The sequence below is a fragment of the Pseudobacillus sp. FSL P4-0506 genome (genome assembly GCF_038003025.1).
Lineage (GTDB): Bacteria > Bacillota > Bacilli > Bacillales > Domibacillaceae > Pseudobacillus.
In genome coordinates, this window is the sequence record NZ_JBBOOI010000001.1 from 58505 (window position 1) to 76519 (window position 18015).

Genomic DNA, 18015 nt, shown 5'->3' on the forward strand with positions numbered 1-18015 from the left:
ACTGATCTTTCTATTATACAATGAAATTTGAATACATTTACATTATTGGAATCTCCACTGTAATTAGAAAGAAGGGAAGCTTCCTGAAACAGTGAAAATGCAAAATAAGGAGTGTATAACGATGGATCGGATTTATTTTGTAGATAACCCTTGGCCAAATGGGCATCGAATAGCCCGATTTGAATGGCAGGCTCATTTCAAATATGAAGAAGAAGAGGCCTTAGAAGGAAAAGCAGGATTGTATTTTGATTTTCATTTAGAAACAGCGGATTATGATGAGGATGATTCGGAGGACGATTTAGAAGAAGAGGATCACGAAGAAGCAGACGATTGGCAAGCTAAGATTGTATGGAATAACTATCACAGCTGTACTTTGTCATCCGAAGCTTGGGATAATAAAGGTTTTCGTGTAGGAAGCGATCAGGCACCATTTGATCTGGCCGCATTAGACGGAATGGAATTTAAAATTGATTTTTTATCCGAGAAGCAACAAGAAGAGCTCAATCTAGACCTGACTGCATTTGATGTTTATTTGCTCGGTCACGATGCGTCCGCCTTTCATGAAATCAAATTTACAAAGACTGAACATCAAACTTACCAAATTGACTGGAAAGGAAAGCTGGCACTTGTGTATGCAGGGGATGATGAATTCAAGTACGATTTTCACACCTCTATTTCTTCGGTCTCATTTAGCGGAATTACAATCCCTGATGACATAACAGATGAGGCAGCCTATATACTTCTTAGTCGCTTCGTCAGCAATCCGGCACTATTTGAATTGCAAAATGATCATGGAGAAAGACGATTTATCTTTAAGTAATAAAAGCGCAAAAAGGCCTTCCACTGTTTAATCAGCTCCTGGAGGCCTTCTTGCTAACTGATACCTTTATTACCTGCATTTGGCTGATCGACGCCTCTCACACGGTGCCGCTGGCCATCAACTTTACAATAATAAACATGCCCGCCTTCAACGGAAGTGTCATCCACTAAACCATAAGTATGTTTTGGTATAAATCCATCAACAAAATCTGCCTTTGCAGTCTTCATCATATACTCACTTCTTCTAAAGATAAGAACTGTTAGCGCTGCTGCTCCGCCATTTTCTTATTCAGCCTTTCCTCTAGGACATGAATCATATACAAGAAATGATCCGCCTCCCGCAAAACATGGTCTGCTAATAAAGGATTGATTACATTACGAATCTGGCAAGAGCGAATCAGATCGAGCCCCGTTTTCTTGAATGCTCGCAGTTCTGTAGCAGCATTTTCGCTGTCTTTATTCATTCTGCCGATAATTGGGTATGTTGGCTGTTTATGATACAGCATGGATTCCACATCTCTTGCTTGATTTAATAGTGTCTCAAAATCGTCTCCAAATTTTCTCGCGGTGTTAACTAAGTTCCTTTCAGATTGGTCCAGTAATGAAGAAATAAAGCGGGAATGCTCCATCATGATTCTAAGCCAGAAGACATTTTCATTAATTATGGCATCCTGAATAGGCTCTAAAATTCCCTTATTAAACTTTTTTAACGTCCGCATAAAATACTCGGCTTCCCTTGCAATATGGTCAACAAGTAAAGGAAAATTAAAACCGCTCACTTTACAATTTATGATCATGATTAGTAAATTTCTTTTGAAGTTCCGGAAGCCATGGACTAGCTCTATGCTTTCCTCATTTAATTTTCTTACTAGCGCTACATTGTTTGGCACTTGGTGCGCCTTTTTTTCCTGCTGTTCAAAATAGTAGTGAAACCTGTCTGTTTGCTGTATGAGCTGTGTATCCTTACGATTAAACCCTTCTCCTAAAAACAAAGCATGTTCCTTCATAATCCTGAGCCAAAATCTATTTTCTGTCAGTGAACGCTCAACAAACATCTGTTCAGTAAGAGACTCGGGCTTCGCAGCAAATGATTCAGGAGAGACCAACATCTGATTAAACTGCTCAGCACTAACATGGCCAGGCAGCTGTGGCTGGTTCTGCATATTTCACCCCCATGACTTCCACTTTACTATTCATCATATTTAGCTGAAGATAAGATTATGATGTACATCCCAAACATTTATTATTTAAAAGGCAAATCTGTGTTTTCTTCCATCGGCAGGGCATCCATGTCCCCTCGTAACAAAATCGTTTTGCCATTGCCATTTCCGATGGTTACGACAAGACCGGCTTTTCCTACTTTTTTGGTTTCATTCCCATGTCAGTCAATATTTTTTCAACGTAAGCGACAGTGTTAGGAAGTTCAAATCCAATTTCGGGGTTTTGATGAAGATATCTGCGATAGCCTACTAGCTCATTCCTCATCTCATTTGCCTTTACTAAAATTTCATGACTTATTTTTCTCTCCCCTTTTCCTTTGAAACCTTTGCTCAATTCATAAACATATGCTTTCTGCATGGCCGCTAAAAACAGCTAGGCATGCTGCCTTATGTGTGAGCGGTTAACCCGTCTATCCATTCCGGCAATCGCTTTCAAAAAAGCACAGCTTATCTGCAGATTGATTTTTTTATCCACTTTATTAGATTGCAATCTTCATGACAACCTTTAACCCCTTAAGGAACCTTGTGATTGTAAGGTTTTATACAGAAAAGTAAAGTTTTTTACTTTTTGAGAGGGACAAATTTTCACCCCTTTATTTTATTAACTGTGAAAATCCCTCCTCATGTTCCATGCTCTTAAGTGCACAAACAACGAAACAAGCATCTTTTTCTTTAATTGAAGAACGAAAAAACCACATGCATTCCACTTTACGGTAAAGTGGAATGCATGTGGTTTCTTACACAATTGGAGGGATAAATGAAAATTCGTTCAGTGATAGGTCCTGATTATTACACCATTTCTCCCCTAATCAATGAATGGTGGGGAGGAAGGAATATGGCTGATATGTTACCAAAATTATTCTTTGACCATTTTACATATACAAGTTTCATGGCAGAAAAGGATGGCAAGCTTGTGGGCTTTCTAATAGGCTTTCTTTCTCAATCCCACCCAAATGAAGCCTATATTCATTTTGTTGGAGTTCATCCTGATTACAGAAGGCATGATATTGGAAAGCATTTGTATAATCATTTTTTACTGCCGTTATGCAACATGGCCGAAATGTAGTCCGCTGTATAACCTCCCCTGTCAATAAGGCTTCGATTGCCTATCATGCCAAGATGGGCTTTGCTATTGAAGAAGGCGATAAAAAAATCGATGGCGTTTCAGTTTACTCTAACTATGACGGACTGCATCGAGACAGGGTTTTATTTGTGAGACATTTAGTTTAATCAAGTGCTCCTTCTCAAGTGAGGAAATACGTTTGAGCTTTTCCTATTTTTCTAGGTACAGTAAAATCCCCTCTCACTTCCAGTGTAATGCCTGCAAACACTGGAAGTGAGAGGGGACGACCATTTATTCACTGCTCGTTTACTTCAAATAGGTTCTTTTTCTCTAGTTATTTCTTGTCCTTGCAATCAGGACATCACAGGTAGCATGACGGATAATCGCTTCTGATACACTTCCGATTAATAATCTTTCTACCGCATTTAAACCCGTTGCCCCTACAACAATCAAATCTGCTTCATATTTGGCTGCAATGTTTTTTGGAATTTCCATTCTAGGAGAGCCAAACTCAAGGACTGTGCTAATATTCTCTGCGCCAATTTTTTTTGCTTCTTCTTTATAGTTATCAAGCATCTCGCGACCATGTTTTTCTGCCTCAGACACGATAGAACGCTCATACAATTCCAATCTAGTAAGATATCTAAGGTCCGCTACGTGAACAATAATTAAGTGGGCATTATTTTCGGCTGCCATGCCTGCTGCTTTTGTTAATGCCCGCTTTGCTTCCTCTGATCCATCCACAGCGACGAGAATGTTTTGGTACTTTTCCATAAGTATCTCCCCCATAAAAATGTTGTGTTCTCGGTTCTTATAATAGAGGACAGAATGTTCTTCAGGTATCGGGATATTCCCTGATTCTGCATCAATACTTGCTTATCTAACGCTTCTTTTTATGATTACTCTCTCGCGATTAAAACATCACATGGGGCATAGCGAATAACTGCCTCCGATACACTTCCTAATAAGAAGCGCTCTAGTGCATTTAAGCCAGTCGCGCCTACGACAATCAGATCCGCTTCATATTTTGTCGCCACCACCCCCGGAATCTGTCCTTTGGGAGAACCAAATTCAAGAGCCGTCCTAACGTTCTCTACACCAAATTCTTTTGCTTCCTTTTCACAGCGGTCAAGCAGCTCCCGGCCGTATTCCTCTGACCCTGCTGTAATGATATCTTTGTATTGCTCTACCGGAAGGAAAACTGTAGCATCTACTACATGCACAATCGTTAAGCGGGCCTTCTGGTTAACTGCCATATCTAATGCTTTTGCGAACGCCCGCTGTGCTCCCTTCGAGCCATCCACAGCGACGAGAATATTCTCGTACTTTGTCATATATATCTCCTCCATTATCTTCTTATTGTTCTTCATTCCATCATATAAAAAAGAACACCTTTCGGGTATCAGGGCATTCCCTTAGTTACGATGAAATTTCCCTTTATTTCCTGATTTCTAACACAGATTTATGGAATGGCCCATTATTTTTTTGTAAAATGAAACGAAAAAGAACGCTTGCTAACGAAAAGGAGAACACAATGAATCCTAAACAGGAGCATGGATGGGAACAAATTGCCCAATTGGTCATTGATCATGTAATAGACGGAATTATTACGATCAACCGGCAAGGACTTATAGAATCATTCAACCCAGCTGCAGAAAAGATATTTGGCTATTCTTCTGGGGAGATTATTGGAAAAACAGTAAATACATTAATGCCCGAGCCTTATAAAAGCCAACATGATACGTATATCGACAACTACATGGAAACCGGTGACGCCAAAATTATTGGAATAGGGCGTGAAGTAACCGGGAAGCGCAAAGATGGGACCACTTTCCCGATGGATTTAGCTGTTACACAGTTTTTCATTGAGGAAGATATGCATTTTGTAGGTATTGTAAAAGACATTACAGAAAGGAAAAAAACAGAAGCAGCTTTGGAAAAAGCACTCAGAGATAATTTTGAGCACACGGTAAAAAACCTGCAAAATCTAATATTTAAATTGAAAAAAGATAGAAACAGAAAAATCGTTTATACGTTAATGGCAGGACAAAACGCTCAAGAAATTGGCTTGACGACCATGAACACTTTAAACAAAACGCCATCTGACATCTTTCCTAAACATGTAGCTATGGAATTAGAAAGCTATCATGAACGAGCCTTTCAAGGAGAAAATGTAAACTATGAATGGTCGTTTGCCGGAAAGGTATTTTACATCTCCCTTTCCCCTATTTTTGAAAGCAACTTTGTCATCGAGGTAGTCGGATCTGGCATTGATATTACAGACCGCAAAAAAATGGAAGAGGCGCTAGCACTAGCCCGAGACCACGCTCTTGAAGCTTCGAAGTTAAAATCACAGTTTCTTGCAAATATGAGTCATGAAATCCGGACACCGATGAACGGTATTATTGGAATGGTTGATGTATTAATGGATACACCCCTCAATCATAAGCAACGGGAATATATCAGCATTATTCGAGATTCGTCTCAAGCTCTCCTGACGATTATTAATGATATTCTTGATTACTCCAAAATGGAAGCGGGAAAAATGACGATAGAGCACGTCTCCTTCACCCCTACTTCATTAGTGGAAGGAATTGCAGAAATCTTATTGCCAAAGGCTCGCCATAAAGAGATATCGCTTCTAACCTATATAGATCCTTCCATTCCAAACGTGCTTATTGGTGATCCCGGGAGGCTGCGTCAAGTTCTTTTGAACCTTTCCGACAACGCCGTTAAATTTACGGAAAAAGGAAATGTCCTTATACGCGCGATCTTAAAGGAAGTCAAGGACGGGAAAGCCGTTATCCATTTTGCCATTATTGACACAGGAATTGGCCTTTCAGATGAAGAACAGGATGGCTTGTTTCAACCTTTTGTCCAGTCAGACGGTTCGACCACTCGCAAATTCGGCGGGACTGGCCTTGGACTGGCCATATCAAAACGGCTAGTAGAACTGATGGACGGAGAGATAGGCGTAGAAAGCGAGAAAGAAAACGGATCAACTTTTTGGTTTAACCTGCCGTTTTCGATCGAGGAGTCATCTAAGCAAATGGAACAGCGCATGGTCGATATGCCCTTGGAGCATCTGCGCCTATTAATTGTAGATGATCATCCAGAGGAATGTGAGATTTTGCAAAAGTATGTTAGCTCATGGGGAATGATGAACAAAAGTGTTGATAATGGCATCGATGCACTGGCAGAGCTGCAAAGAGAAGCTGTTAACGGACAGCCTTATCACCTCGTTATCGTTCATCTGGAGAATCTCGGAATGAACCCTGCTACGTTTATCCAAATCGTTAAGCAAACTCCCTATTTGTCAAAGCTTCATCTCATTTTAATTAATGATTTTAATGAACAAAACAACGATTTAATTGTCTCTGAGTATGACGCATGCCTTTCAAAGCCAGTGAAACAATCACAGCTATTCGATTGTATAGTCAGCCTAGCCCATCCTCTACCAAAAAAAGGCACAAATGAGGAAAGGAAAACGAATAGCATGACCGGTCAGCATGAAAGAATAAATAGGAACCATCCAATTCTTCTAGTAGAAGACAACCCGATGAATCGCAAGGTGGCCTTATTTCAATTAGAAAAACTAGGGTATACAGCGGATGTCGTCACTAACGGGCAAGAAGCCGTTAAAAAAATAACTACACATGACTACGCTTTAATTTTAATGGATATTCAGATGCCCATAATGGATGGAATAGAAGCGACAAAAGCAATCCGAAACAGTCCCTCGTCAGAGAAACGAATACCAATCGTCGCCATGACCGCCAATGCTATGAAAAGCGACAGAGAAAAATATTTGAAGGCAGGCATGGACGATTATTTAAGCAAGCCGGTCAAACTTGAGAAGCTGCGTGAAGTCCTTGAGCATTGGATGCCGAAAAGCGAGTCGTCTCTCCCGGAGACAAAAGTGGATGTACTTAGTAAGGGTCAGGAAAGTGCCCCTATTGCTATCCATCAGCTGGAGAAAAGCTACGGAGACAGCAGCATGGTAAAGGAGCTTCTGGAGATGTTTTTATCAGCAACTCCAGATTTAATGGAGCGCCTTCATCAATCGATTGTGAAACGTTCAGAAGATTTGGCTGTAAAAACTGCGCATAATTTAAAAGGCTCTGCAGCTATCATTTATGCAGAGCAATTCACCCAATTGAGCAAAGATATAGAACAAGCGGCCAAAGCAGAAAATTGGGATACAGCTTTATCCACTTATAAACAGCTCGTGCAACATTTCAGACACTTACAAAACTTTATACAGCAGTTAAAATATTAATCCTCATGGTTGTTCTTTAAAGTGAAAACAGGACATTTTGCTTTTTGTGTAATTAACTTTACACTCTCTTCACTTGCAGTCTTTGCAATAACCAACAAATCGTAGCAATCCGACTGGGTGATTAAAGCGATTTCTTGGGAAGGGTTCCCCATTCGAACCATTTTCTTGTGGTTTATTTGTAATTCGTTGAGATAGTTGCCTGCTTCCTGAAAAAATTCTGAGTAGTCATGAAGCTTCTCCGCAAGCTTCACTCCCTCCTGAAAAACTTCCTGCAGATGGTCGGAAACAGGAAGGATATAAAGAAAAGTAATGGTTGCTGTGGAAGGGCCGGACTCGCACTTTACAACACGCTTAACAGCTTCTAGTGCATGCTCGGCATTATCTGCATAGACCAATATATTGTTATCCATACTTCATCCTTTCCTTTCATAACTTTTTATTTATTATAAAGGCAGAAAACACAAAAAAATATCAGGGCTTTCCCTGATATTCTCTGGTTCATTATATAGTTTATAAGGGATGATCAAGACTGAGCATCCCCTTTTTCATTGCATAGGCAACTAGCTCATGTCTTTTTTGAAGGCCAAGCTTATCCATTATCCGGCTTTTATGAGTCTCCACCGTTTTTACACTAATATATAAGATCTCAGCGATTTCTTTATTGCTGTAGCCTTTTGCAATGAATACGAGTATTTCCTCTTCCCGGTTGCTTAACAATTTATAGGTAGAAAGATCTTCCCCGCAGTTCACTCGTTTCAAAAAATCTTCCACTAATGATTTAGCTGCAGAGGGATGCAAGTAAGCTTGCCCTTCCCATACGGCATTAACGGCGGTAAGCAATTCTGAATCAAGTGCATTTTTCAAAATATAGCCTGAAGCGCCTGCTTGCAGCACCTGAAACAAATAATCCTCATCATCATGCATGGTAAGTATTAAAACCTGGGTTTCAGGAAGGGATTGTTTTAATTCTCGTGTGGCTTCTAAACCATTTTTGCCAGGAGGCATGCTGAGATCCATAATAACGAGGTCCGGCTTTAGAGACAACGCCTTCTCAACAGCTTCTTGCCCATCAGCCGCTTCACCCACCACTTCAATATTTCCCTGCTTTCCGAGAAGCATTTTTACACCCATTCTAACGATAGCATGATCATCTACAATCAAGGTGCGAATAACCTGCATCACACTTTACCTCCCCTGCCTCTAAACCTCTGTCACTTGTATTCTATCATTTACCAGCAAAGGTGACGAGCCAAATCCGGTTAACTGTAATAAGTAAAAAGGAGGCTTTTAACAAGGGGATAGAGAAGGGATTAGCTTCTTTCTCTATTACCCAATCCCTTTTCCTATCAGGCCTTAGATAGTTTTTTTACCCTTAGAACTAAAAGAAGAGAGATGATTAATAATCCTATAGTAAAGCTTGTCACTCCAGACCACCCAAAGAGCGACCAAAACACACCGCCTGTTGCTCCACCGACACTTGATCCTAAATAATAGGCAAATAAATAAAGGGACGAGGCTTGAGCAATATCGTGCGTAGCATGTCGGCTTACTAGCCCGCTTGCAACAGAATGGGCGCCAAAGAATCCGAATGTAAATATGACAATACCAATCAGTTTATAAAATATTGGTATGGGCAAGGTCAGTAACACACCGCACAGCATAAGCACTGTGCCCGTCAGTATCAATAAAGGGCGTCCATACCTGTCAGCAAGTATGCCAAACCAAGTTGAACTAAATGTGCCTACTAAATAAACAAGAAAAATCCAGCCGATAATTGTCATGCTTAAATAATAAGGCGGTTCCGTCAGCTTAAAACCAAGATAATTAAACACAGTTACAAAACTGCCCATCAAGAAAAAAGCGATCAAGAACAATGACACCAAGACCGGGTCTTTCAAATGAGACATGAGCGACCGGAACAGCGGCCTTAAAGCTAATGGCTGTGAGACAAAATGCTTGGAAGGCGGAAGCGCCCACATAAAATACACACAGGCAATTAGACTGATGCTTCCTAGCAAAATCATACCTGCTGTCCAGGAAACAAGATCAGTTATCGTTCCCATAAGCACTCTTCCTGCAAGTCCACCGATGGAATTTCCACTAATATAAAGACCCATGGCCACACCTAAGCTTCTTCCCTCTATTTCTTCCCCTAAATAAGCCATAGCAATAGAAGGAATTCCAGCAAAAGCAAACCCCTGTATAATCCGCAGCATAAGAAGAAGCTTAAAAGACGGTGAAAATGCGACGACCAAAGTTAACAGAGAGGCTATGACAATGCAAATGGACATGATATTTTTTCGTCCCCATGCCTCGGAAAGAGAACCGAAAATAAGCAGACCAAATGCCAGCGAAAGTGTAGTTAACGATAAAGACAAGCTGGCCATTGTTGGTGTGACATGGAACTCCTTCGTGAAGATTGGCAAGAGCGGCTGGGTAATATATAGGTTGGCAAACGTAATAAAACCAGCGGCAAATAATGCAAAATTAGCTTTTTTGAAGGCTGGCGTGCCTTGTTGGATATGCTCTTTGTTCATGGCAGCCTGTTTGTCTTTACTCATGGTTATCATCAGATTCACTCTGTCTTTTCCATTCGAGGGAATCTAGAAACACACGGACGTCTTCATACACCTGTTGGCGTTCCTTCCCTAGTGTAATAATATGACCCGAATCTTCATACCAGCGAATAAGCTTATTTTCTACATTCACTGTATTGAAGATAATATCCGCACTTTCTCTATAGACAGGATGGTCCAATCTCCCCTGCAAAACAAAAACAGGAGAGGCAATCGCCTTTAAGCTATTTTTCACCTGACTAATAAGTTGCTGTAAGTCCTGCAAAGAAGCCACTGGCATGTTAGTGAAGTCTTTCATTTCAACTCGTATTTGTCCATCACTTTTCCCTTCAAATTTTTTATATCCTTCTGCGTAATCGTTCACACGTCTATATAAACCCTCGATATCTTTTGCTAAGACAGGGGCACATATCGAGACAACCGCCTTCACTTTTAAAAAAGAAGCCAATTTTAAAGCGAAGGTTCCTCCCAATGAAATACCAATAACAGCGATTTCCTCATATCCCTCTGAAGTCAGATGGTCATACCCATCTACTGCATCTCTCCACCAATCTTCAGGACCTGTTTGAATGAGTCGATCTGGATCTGCTCCATGCCCTCTATATAAGGGAGCATGACAAGTATAACCGTATTCCTGCAAATACCTTCCGAGCATTTTGACATCAATCGTATTGCCGGTAAAACCATGAAGTAAAAGAACAGCTCTTGTCTTTGCCTTATACATAAAAGGCTTTGGTACAACAATTTTCATGTTTATAACTCCCTGTTAGTCATCTGTTGTGAAATCTGTAGATTTTTATTCCTCTATATAAAGAATACAAAAGTAAAAACAATAAATATAATATATAATTTATATTGTTTTATAAATTATATTTATAGGTAGGGATTTAAAGATGAATATACACGCACTTCGCTTATTTACAAAAGTGGCTGAATTGAAAAGTGTTTCCAAAGCAGCAGCTATCCTTAGAATTAGTCAGCCAGCTGTTACCATTCAAATTCGGAATTTAGAAAAAGAAATGGGATTTACGCTAATTGAATCAAAAGGAAGAGGAATCACCCTTACACCTAATGGTGAGTTTCTCTATAAACAAGCACAGAGACTGTTTGATCTGGAGAATGACATAGAAAATAAGATAGACCAAATAAAAGATTCAGGAGTAGATGACTTAAATATTGCCGCCTCCTACGTGCCGGCCAATTTCCTATTGCCTAAATGGTTGTGTCATTACAAAGAAACGTATCCATCTGTCATGATTAATGTAAAAACAGAAAATACACAGCAAGTCATCGAGCAGCTGCTTCACTATAAAGCCGATCTAGCTTTCGTTATTGAAGAAAGCAAGCATCACCCCGATTTGGATTATCAATTCCTAATGGATTTGGAATATTGTTTTATTGTTCCCTCCCATCACCATCTTGCTGAAGAAACCATTTCATTTGAAAAGTTAATGGATGAGCCATTTATTTTAAGGGAAAAAGGCAGCTCCACTAAAGATTTGTTGCTTGCCTTATGCAATCTTCATAAAACCCCTCTGCCAAAGATCGGCATGCAGCTATATGGATTAAATGAATCGATCCGAACAGTTGCCGCGGGTTTTGGCGTCATGCTGGCTCCCTCCATCGCTGTAGCCGACTATATTCAGCAAAAACAGGTCGCAAGGGTCTATGTTAAAGATATTGATATTAAGCGGCCTACCTATCTTTGTACAAGAAAAAAGGAAATCGACATGCTGCCTCATGTCTCTCATTTTGTGGACATTGTCATGAATAATTAATGCTTTGCTTATCGTTGTGTAATGGACTAAATTTACGAACAGCTTAAAACAAAAGATGAGCGATACACGGTGCCCTGTAGAAAAAGGCAAATAACTCAGTACAAGCATCCATACATCTGTCCTCCACCGTACATATCTTAACAGTAGATAAATGATTAAGGAGGGGTTTAAGTGGCAGGGAAATTTGGCAAACAACAGGATTCAATCACAAGAACCAGTATGGACCTTTTGATTGGTGAATTGTTTAAGAAGCATGGGGCAAAAATGAACAAACCAAAACTAAGTGCACGTGAAAAGAAAGAATTACAAAATCTCTTAAAAGATTTAAAAAAGAACGTAGAGAATCTAACAAAAAATGTCGAGAAATAGGTCATTAGGAAAAATAAAAAATGATAAGGAGAAATAAAGAATGAAGGAAAGTAGGGTATGGGCCGGTGAAGCCCCTGAAGTGCAGGGTATGGATCTAACTGAAAGAAGATGCCATAGAAGTTGGAGTGCGTTAGACCCCTCATCAAGTCATCCATTAAGCAATGAGAATCAGGATTTAACTGGGACAATTGAAACAATCCAACAATCTTTTGAGCAGATTATCGTCATTGACTCGGCAGATGTGGAGATTGTAACAACTGACACACAAGCTGCACTCTCTGTGCAAGTAGCGCTCCAAGCTGCCATCGCATTAGTTATCAGCATATCAATTGCGGATAGTGAAAAAGCCGAAAGAATTACACAAGATTTATTGGGAAGACTAAAATCAAGCCAAGTAAATCGGCAGCAAACATACGTTGAGAACTCAAGAGGCGTCAGAATTACAACAACTGATACTGACCTAGTTGTAAATATTCAATTGCTGTTGCAAGTCCTCATTGCACTTCTTGTAAGAATTAACATTTTATAAAGTTTTTATTACTCTCTTTTGTGTCCCCTTATGAATAGCACTAGTAGAATAAGATCCATCGCAGAATCATTATATTAGAAAATAAGGAAAGAGAGAATGATTGGTTATATAGATGAGAAAGTCATCAGTGTGTTGATGTGTGCTTCTCTTTGACTGTCAAGATATCCCACGAAAAGTCATTTAGCAAGCCAGAAACACAAGCACTCCCCAGGATCATGTTTAATAGACGTTGCTCTTTGGATTTAAGTCCTCTTTAAATGCTTCCTACTCAATACACTCTATCACAACAACTTATTAATACGAGTCTGTCTAAGCTGCGGTACCGCATAATCTCTGTTGTCCCCTATAACAAGACAAGATCATAAAATGCTTTTCCCCCTTATTCCTTAACTATCATACTTTGAAGGCCAGGTAGTCCGCCTGGCTTTTTTACCTTTTCTCTAAAGATTATTTTTCCTTTATGGAAATATATTCAAACCCATAGGAACGATGTTTACTATAGAAAAAAGAAGCTGTTCTAAAAGTCATGTTTACTGACTAATAGAACAGCTTCCTCATTTTATTTATTATCATCGTCGTTCTCACGCTGTTCAGCGCGTGCTTCGCCGCCTTTTTCTCCGATTTCCTGGTAAAATTCCTTGCCATGTTTACGGGCTGTAGTCTCTCCGCCTTTGCGGCCAGCCTCTTCGACTGTCATTTTATCTTTCTCATTGTTATTAGCCATGAAAGACTCCTCCTTCTATCTATTTTCTTCCGTCCTACGCTTTTCCCTTTTCTCTATTTCCTTAAACCAATGTTAATCGAATAGCTATCATTTAACCTTTATATTTAAATCGCCCTTTGTAACCGGTTCAAATGCCGCTTTCTTTTTGACTGTTATACTTCCATCCTTTTCTAAATACGCATGTTCCACTTCATTGATGGAAAAGATGCTTTGCTTTCTTAATGCTTCTTTTAAATCTCTCAAATCCAGGCAATTCTTTTCGAGCATCTTATGATCAAGTTCTCCATCACGAATAATTAAAACTTCCTTTCCAGATATAAAAATTTCCACCTTATCTGTATGAAACATAATTTTATCAAACAGTAATTTGATCGCACACCATGCCAGGAGCATGATCAACACGACATACCATTTCACTTGTGGATCATAAAGGCCGTTTCCAAATATTTCCGAAAGCATAATACTCCAGATAAAGTCAATAGGAGTCAAATTAGAGATTCCTTTTGTACCTGTCCACTTCATACAAATCACAAGAGCCACAAAACCACTGGCAAGTTTAATTAACATCATTCCAAGTCCCATCTTTTTACCCCCTTCTCTCTTTTGTAAAGAAAGCAGAAGCCAAGAAGATCATTAGAACAATTCCCAGACTGATAAATAGGCCATATCGCTCATTAGCTCGGAGAAGCGCGCCGCATAGAACAAAGGCAATTAATAAAATTCCAGTATAGGAGGTAAAAGGTGCCCCCGCCATTTTAAAAGTGTGTGCAGCTTCCCTGATCATATAAGTCTTCCGGTGTTTAATTTGGGAAGATAAAATGATACACCAATTCAAAATCAGCGTTACTCCTGCTGCGGTGGTTAGATACTCATACACGGTACTCGGCAGAAAGAAAGAAACAATAACAGACGCAGCCAGCCCGGATATTCCAAGGATCAGCGCTCGCAAAGGAACTCCTTTTTCGGTTATATGAGACAACGACTTTGGTGCATCCCCATCCTTTGACAAGGAGATTAAAACCTTTGTAATAGAAAACAGCGACCCGACCATCGTTGAAAATGCCGCACTAATAATAATGATATTAAAAATGGTCCCCAAATAAGGAATCGGGAAGTTTGATAACGCTGTTACGAATGGACTCTCTCCCTCGCCAATCTTCGTCCAAGAAACCATTGATACAACCATAAAGAGAGAAAAGACATATAGACATACTAATGTGATGATTAAAGCAATCCCTGATTTACTGACATCTTCCTTATGCTTAAGCTCGGTGGAAGTCACTCCAATGACGGCAATTCCCCCAAAAGAAAATAGGGCAAAAATAAGAGAAGACCACCAGCCGGTAAAGCCGTGCGGAAACATATTAGACATATGAAAAACAGACCCTGCATGCATCTTGGCGGCCCCCGGGGAAATAACCCCTAAAAGAAGCAAGACGCCAAACAAGATAAAAATCACTAAAGTGGACAATTTAATCACAGCAAATACCGTCTCGACTTTTCCGAAGTTGCTCATCCCTAAAAGATTGATTCCAAGGGCGAGCACCGAATAAATAATCGCAAAAACCCATAATGGAACATCGTGAAACCAGTACTGAGTGAAAATGGACAAAGCTGTCACTTCACTCGACATAATCAGCACACCGGAAATCCAATACATCCATCCGCTGACAAATCCCATCCGATGCCCAAAAGCGAGTTTGGCATACGTCCGGAATGAGCCTTCCTGAGGATCGTGAACTGACATCTCCGCCAAAGCACTGAAGGCCAGGAACGCAATAATCCCTCCTAAAAGATAAGCAAAAATCATAGAAGTGCCGGCCGTCTTAATGGTAAGTCCCGTCCCTAATAAAAAACCCGCCCCGATAATCGAGCCGATGCCAATCAGCGAAAGCTGCCACCACTGGATTCCTTTCGTGTTCCCTTTCGCTTGTTCTTGCTTCTTTGTCTCATTCACCATCTGCTTGACAACATGTTCATTATGCATTTTGCACCCTCCTCGCGTTGTGTCTGCTACTCCTTTAGACCGCCTTCTAGAGGAATAAACATTAAAAACAAGAAAGATGACAGAAATTCGCTTTTACCTCAGCAAGTTAAAAGGAGCAAGGAATGGCAAGAAATCAGAGCAGAGGCCATTACTTCTTGCTAAAGAGAATAAAAAAAGCCAAGAGATGCAGTCTTGGACTGACCCCATAAAGTGAGACAAATAAAAAACACCTTTAAGTTGAAAACGAGTATGGGATACTCGAAAATAACTTGGAGGTGTTTTTCTATGGGGACAAGAGTCAGTTATCCAGCGGAAGTAAAAATGAAGGCTGTAAAAATGAGATTAGCTGGGGTGCCGGTCAAAGAAGTCTTAAAGGAATTAAACATTCGAAATAAGACACAGCTTAAAACATGGATGAAATGGTACAAAGCAGGCGAGTTTCATCGATTTGAACAGCCAGTGGGCAAGCAGTATTCCTTCGGAAAAGGGGCTGAGTATGAAAGTGAAACAGAGAAACTGAAGGCAGAAAATCGGTATTTGAAACAGCAGATTGAAGTACTAAAAAAGTACAAAGAATTGGAGAGGAAGTGGTCCCAGAAACAGCTGTAGAATTAGTAAAAGAACTCCAAACCAGCATGCCCGTCAGGGAAATATGCCGGCATCTCGGCATTGCTAGATCCACTTATTATCGCTGGAAGAGCAGGAGCCGGAAAGAAACAGCCAGGCAGATCGTTGAACGAAAAATCGGCACGTTGTGCCGGGACCTTAAGTTTCGATATGGTTATCGTAAAATCACGGCCTTATTAAAACGAGAGATGTCGATTAACCATAAAGCGGTACAGCGTGTAATGCAGAAGTATGGCTGGCAGTGCCGGGTAAAAGTGAAGAAACGCAAACGAACAGGACAGCCCTGTCATATTTCCGATAACCTGTTAAAAGGAGATTTCCAGGCAAATCAGCCTCTTCAAAAGCTCGTCACAGATATTACATACTTGCCTTTTGGCCAGAAACAGCTGTATCTTTCAAGTATTCAGGATTTATTTAACGGCGAAATCATTGCCTATTCTTTAGGAAGCTGCCAGAATACAGATTTTGTGCTACATACGCTGGCCCAGCTGCCACCCCTCCCAGAGGGATGCATTCTGCACAGCGATCAGGGATCTGTGTACACATCTTATGCTTATCAGCAGGCAGTCAAAGAAAAAGGCATTACCATGAGTATGTCCCGGAAAGGGACACCCTCTGATAATGCCTCCATCGAATCGTTTCATTCCTCGCTAAAGTCTGAAACGTTCTATCTCGACGAGTTGACAAGCACTACGACGGCTATCGTAGAGCAAACTGTCGAAAGCTATATTCACTATTATAACCATATCCGTATTCAAGCGAAACTAAACAACCAGCCACCGGTCAAATATCGGCAGCTGGCTGCTTAAAGGTGTTTTGATCCCTGTCTCAAAAATAGGGGTCAGTCCCGTCTACGCACCCTTGGCTTTTTCATTGTTTAATATTTACTTCGCAGTACTTGTCTCGCCGAAAAACTTTACAAGCTCGGTCAAAGCCTGACTGAATGTCTTTAGGTGTTCCTCTACCCTTCCAGGAAACTCTCTTTCAATGAAATCTAACGTGTCATTTGAAGTATGCCATACACCGCCATGCTTGACAGTTTGAGTATAACCATCCATGTCTCCGATTTCCCAGTTCGTTGATTCAAAGTAAGCATACGGGATGCCCAGTTCATTAAATGGCGCATGGTCACTCCAATCTCCCGTTGTCCCTGCTGGATACTCTGGGTTTACCCCCGGATTGGTGCCAATATCCAGCTTTTTCTTTCCGGCGATTTTGAGAGCCTGGTCGCGGATAAAGCCTTTATCCCCTAGGTTGCCATAGACATACATATGATCACCAACAGCTAAACTATCCAAATTAATCATTCCGACTGTATGATGAATCTCCTGTTCTGTCATTTGGCCAGCATAATAGGTTGAACCTTTCAATCCTGCCTCTTCTGCACCGAAAGCAATGAATTTCACGGAATAAGGGGTCTTGATATTTTTTAATACTTCAGCTGTTTCCAGCATGACACCAATACCAGAAGCATTGTCATCCGAACCTTTCCCGGCTGCAACTGAATCGTAATGGGCTCCTACAATGACTTCCTTACTGGACTTCCCTTTTTTATAAGCAATCACATTGGATGAATGGTACTCCACCCCTCTTCTCGTGTAAGAAAACGGTTGAACAGTCGTATTATATCCCATTCTTTTAAACTGGCTCTCCACATAATCCCTTGCCTCTGCTTCTTTTGCTGTACCGGCTACACGGCTGCCAATTTTGTAGGTTAAATATTTGGTATGTTCATAAGCCAGCTTCCCCGTCTTATGAACAAGGGATGGATGATATGTGACAGTAGAAGCTGAGGCGCTTCCGACAGCACCAAGTAACAGTAGAACGATCATGACGATGGGTAAATAAAAACGATTTTTCATTTCCACCTCTCCTATTCTCCAATTCATAGTCTACTTATAGTATTTCAACCTCCATACAAACATGCAATACTTTTGTTATATAATTTAGAAAAAATGGAATCATCCCACTTCTTAATCATATCCTTCTCATGTCCATTAATGGCTTAATCTGATCAGCCTGACAGCCCCTTCATATATCACAA

At 40.5% G+C, this 18015-nt stretch carries 18 protein-coding genes and 1 pseudogene; 7 read left to right on the forward strand and 12 right to left on the reverse strand.

Annotation, left to right across the window (positions count from 1 at the left end; genetic code table 11):
• Positions 1-121: 121 nt before the first annotated feature.
• Positions 122-820, forward strand: a complete 699-nt coding sequence (locus MKZ02_RS00240) for a hypothetical protein (RefSeq protein WP_340851278.1) — start codon at positions 122-124, stop codon at positions 818-820.
• Positions 821-873: 53 nt separating this feature from the next.
• Here the strand turns inward: MKZ02_RS00240 and MKZ02_RS00245 are convergent, their stop codons facing one another.
• Both MKZ02_RS00245 and MKZ02_RS00250 read right to left on the reverse strand, forming a co-directional pair.
• Entirely contained in the window at positions 874-1050 is a 177-nt protein-coding gene (locus tag MKZ02_RS00245) for a hypothetical protein (protein ID WP_340851279.1), read from the reverse strand.
• Positions 1051-1079: 29 nt separating this feature from the next.
• Positions 1080-1982 (reverse strand): DUF2935 domain-containing protein, encoded by a 903-nt coding sequence (locus tag MKZ02_RS00250; RefSeq protein ID WP_120036130.1) that lies wholly within the window; start codon positions 1980-1982, stop codon positions 1080-1082.
• An 814-nt stretch (positions 1983-2796) separates the two neighbouring features.
• Here MKZ02_RS00250 and MKZ02_RS00255 point away from each other — a divergent pair.
• Positions 2797-3269, forward strand: a pseudogene (locus MKZ02_RS00255) (GNAT family N-acetyltransferase).
• 163 nt (positions 3270-3432) lie between these two features.
• Here MKZ02_RS00255 and MKZ02_RS00260 read toward each other — a convergent pair.
• On the reverse strand, positions 3433-3876 hold the full coding sequence (locus tag MKZ02_RS00260) for a universal stress protein (RefSeq protein WP_340851280.1): 444 nt from the start codon (positions 3874-3876) through the stop codon (positions 3433-3435).
• Between the two features lie 125 nt (positions 3877-4001).
• The gene (locus MKZ02_RS00265) at positions 4002-4436 is read right to left on the reverse strand and encodes a universal stress protein (protein WP_340851283.1); all 435 of its coding nucleotides are present in this window, start codon (positions 4434-4436) and stop codon (positions 4002-4004) included.
• A gap of 200 nt (positions 4437-4636) precedes the next feature.
• Between MKZ02_RS00265 and MKZ02_RS00270 the strand changes: the two genes are divergently transcribed.
• Positions 4637-7381: a response regulator gene (locus MKZ02_RS00270; protein ID WP_340851284.1), complete on the forward strand. Its 2745-nt coding sequence runs from the start codon at positions 4637-4639 to the stop codon at positions 7379-7381.
• Here the strand turns inward: MKZ02_RS00270 and MKZ02_RS00275 are convergent.
• The 4 genes from MKZ02_RS00275 to MKZ02_RS00290 all read right to left on the reverse strand — a co-directional run bounded on the left by MKZ02_RS00275 (position 7378) and on the right by MKZ02_RS00290 (position 10708).
• Positions 7378-7791 carry a universal stress protein gene (locus MKZ02_RS00275; protein WP_340851285.1) on the reverse strand — a complete coding sequence of 138 codons (414 nt, stop codon included), beginning with the start codon at positions 7789-7791 and terminating at the stop codon, positions 7378-7380. The genes MKZ02_RS00270 and MKZ02_RS00275 overlap by 4 nt on opposite strands.
• 100 nt (positions 7792-7891) lie before the next feature.
• Positions 7892-8560, reverse strand: a complete 669-nt coding sequence (locus MKZ02_RS00280) for a response regulator transcription factor (protein WP_340856279.1) — start codon at positions 8558-8560, stop codon at positions 7892-7894.
• Between the two features lie 167 nt (positions 8561-8727).
• Positions 8728-9951 (reverse strand): MFS transporter, encoded by a 1224-nt coding sequence (locus tag MKZ02_RS00285; RefSeq protein WP_120036124.1) that lies wholly within the window; start codon positions 9949-9951, stop codon positions 8728-8730.
• Complete coding sequence (locus MKZ02_RS00290; protein WP_340851286.1) at positions 9935-10708, reverse strand: alpha/beta hydrolase; 774 nt, start codon at positions 10706-10708, stop codon at positions 9935-9937. The genes MKZ02_RS00285 and MKZ02_RS00290 overlap by 17 nt, the downstream gene beginning before the upstream one ends.
• Positions 10709-10850: 142 nt before the next feature.
• Here MKZ02_RS00290 and MKZ02_RS00295 point away from each other — a divergent pair, with 142 nt between their 5' ends.
• The 3 genes from MKZ02_RS00295 (at position 10851) to MKZ02_RS00305 (ending at position 12633) form a co-directional block, all read left to right on the forward strand.
• The gene (locus tag MKZ02_RS00295; protein WP_120036122.1) at positions 10851-11735 is read left to right on the forward strand and encodes a LysR family transcriptional regulator; all 885 of its coding nucleotides are present in this window, start codon (positions 10851-10853) and stop codon (positions 11733-11735) included.
• 171 nt (positions 11736-11906) lie between these two features.
• The gene (locus tag MKZ02_RS00300) at positions 11907-12104 is read left to right on the forward strand and encodes a hypothetical protein (RefSeq protein WP_120036121.1); all 198 of its coding nucleotides are present in this window, start codon (positions 11907-11909) and stop codon (positions 12102-12104) included.
• Positions 12105-12144: 40 nt separating this feature from the next.
• Entirely contained in the window at positions 12145-12633 is a 489-nt protein-coding gene (locus MKZ02_RS00305) for a spore coat protein (protein ID WP_120036120.1), read from the forward strand.
• Positions 12634-13192: 559 nt separating this feature from the next.
• On the opposite strand, the gene MKZ02_RS00310 is transcribed toward MKZ02_RS00305, so the two are convergent.
• From MKZ02_RS00310 to MKZ02_RS00320, 3 genes are all read right to left on the reverse strand, one after another.
• Positions 13193-13357, reverse strand: a complete 165-nt coding sequence (locus MKZ02_RS00310; RefSeq protein ID WP_120036119.1) for a KGG domain-containing protein — start codon at positions 13355-13357, stop codon at positions 13193-13195.
• Between the two features lie 87 nt (positions 13358-13444).
• Positions 13445-13939 (reverse strand): DUF421 domain-containing protein, encoded by a 495-nt coding sequence (locus MKZ02_RS00315; RefSeq protein WP_120036118.1) that lies wholly within the window; start codon positions 13937-13939, stop codon positions 13445-13447.
• Between the two features lie 4 nt (positions 13940-13943).
• Positions 13944-15344 carry an amino acid permease gene (locus MKZ02_RS00320; protein WP_340851288.1) on the reverse strand — a complete coding sequence of 467 codons (1401 nt, stop codon included), beginning with the start codon at positions 15342-15344 and terminating at the stop codon, positions 13944-13946.
• Between the two features lie 285 nt (positions 15345-15629).
• Between MKZ02_RS00320 and MKZ02_RS00325 the strand changes: the two genes are divergently transcribed.
• Positions 15630-16780, forward strand: a protein-coding gene (locus MKZ02_RS00325; RefSeq protein WP_340851290.1) for an IS3 family transposase whose coding sequence is annotated in 2 segments (ribosomal slippage) — positions 15630-15903 and positions 15903-16780 — 1152 coding nt in all. Because the reading frame shifts where the segments join, the coding sequence is not laid out codon by codon here.
• 75 nt (positions 16781-16855) lie between these two features.
• Here the strand turns inward: MKZ02_RS00325 and MKZ02_RS00330 are convergent.
• Positions 16856-17833: a M20/M25/M40 family metallo-hydrolase gene (locus tag MKZ02_RS00330; RefSeq protein WP_340851291.1), complete on the reverse strand. Its 978-nt coding sequence runs from the start codon at positions 17831-17833 to the stop codon at positions 16856-16858.
• Positions 17834-18015 lie beyond the last annotated feature (182 nt).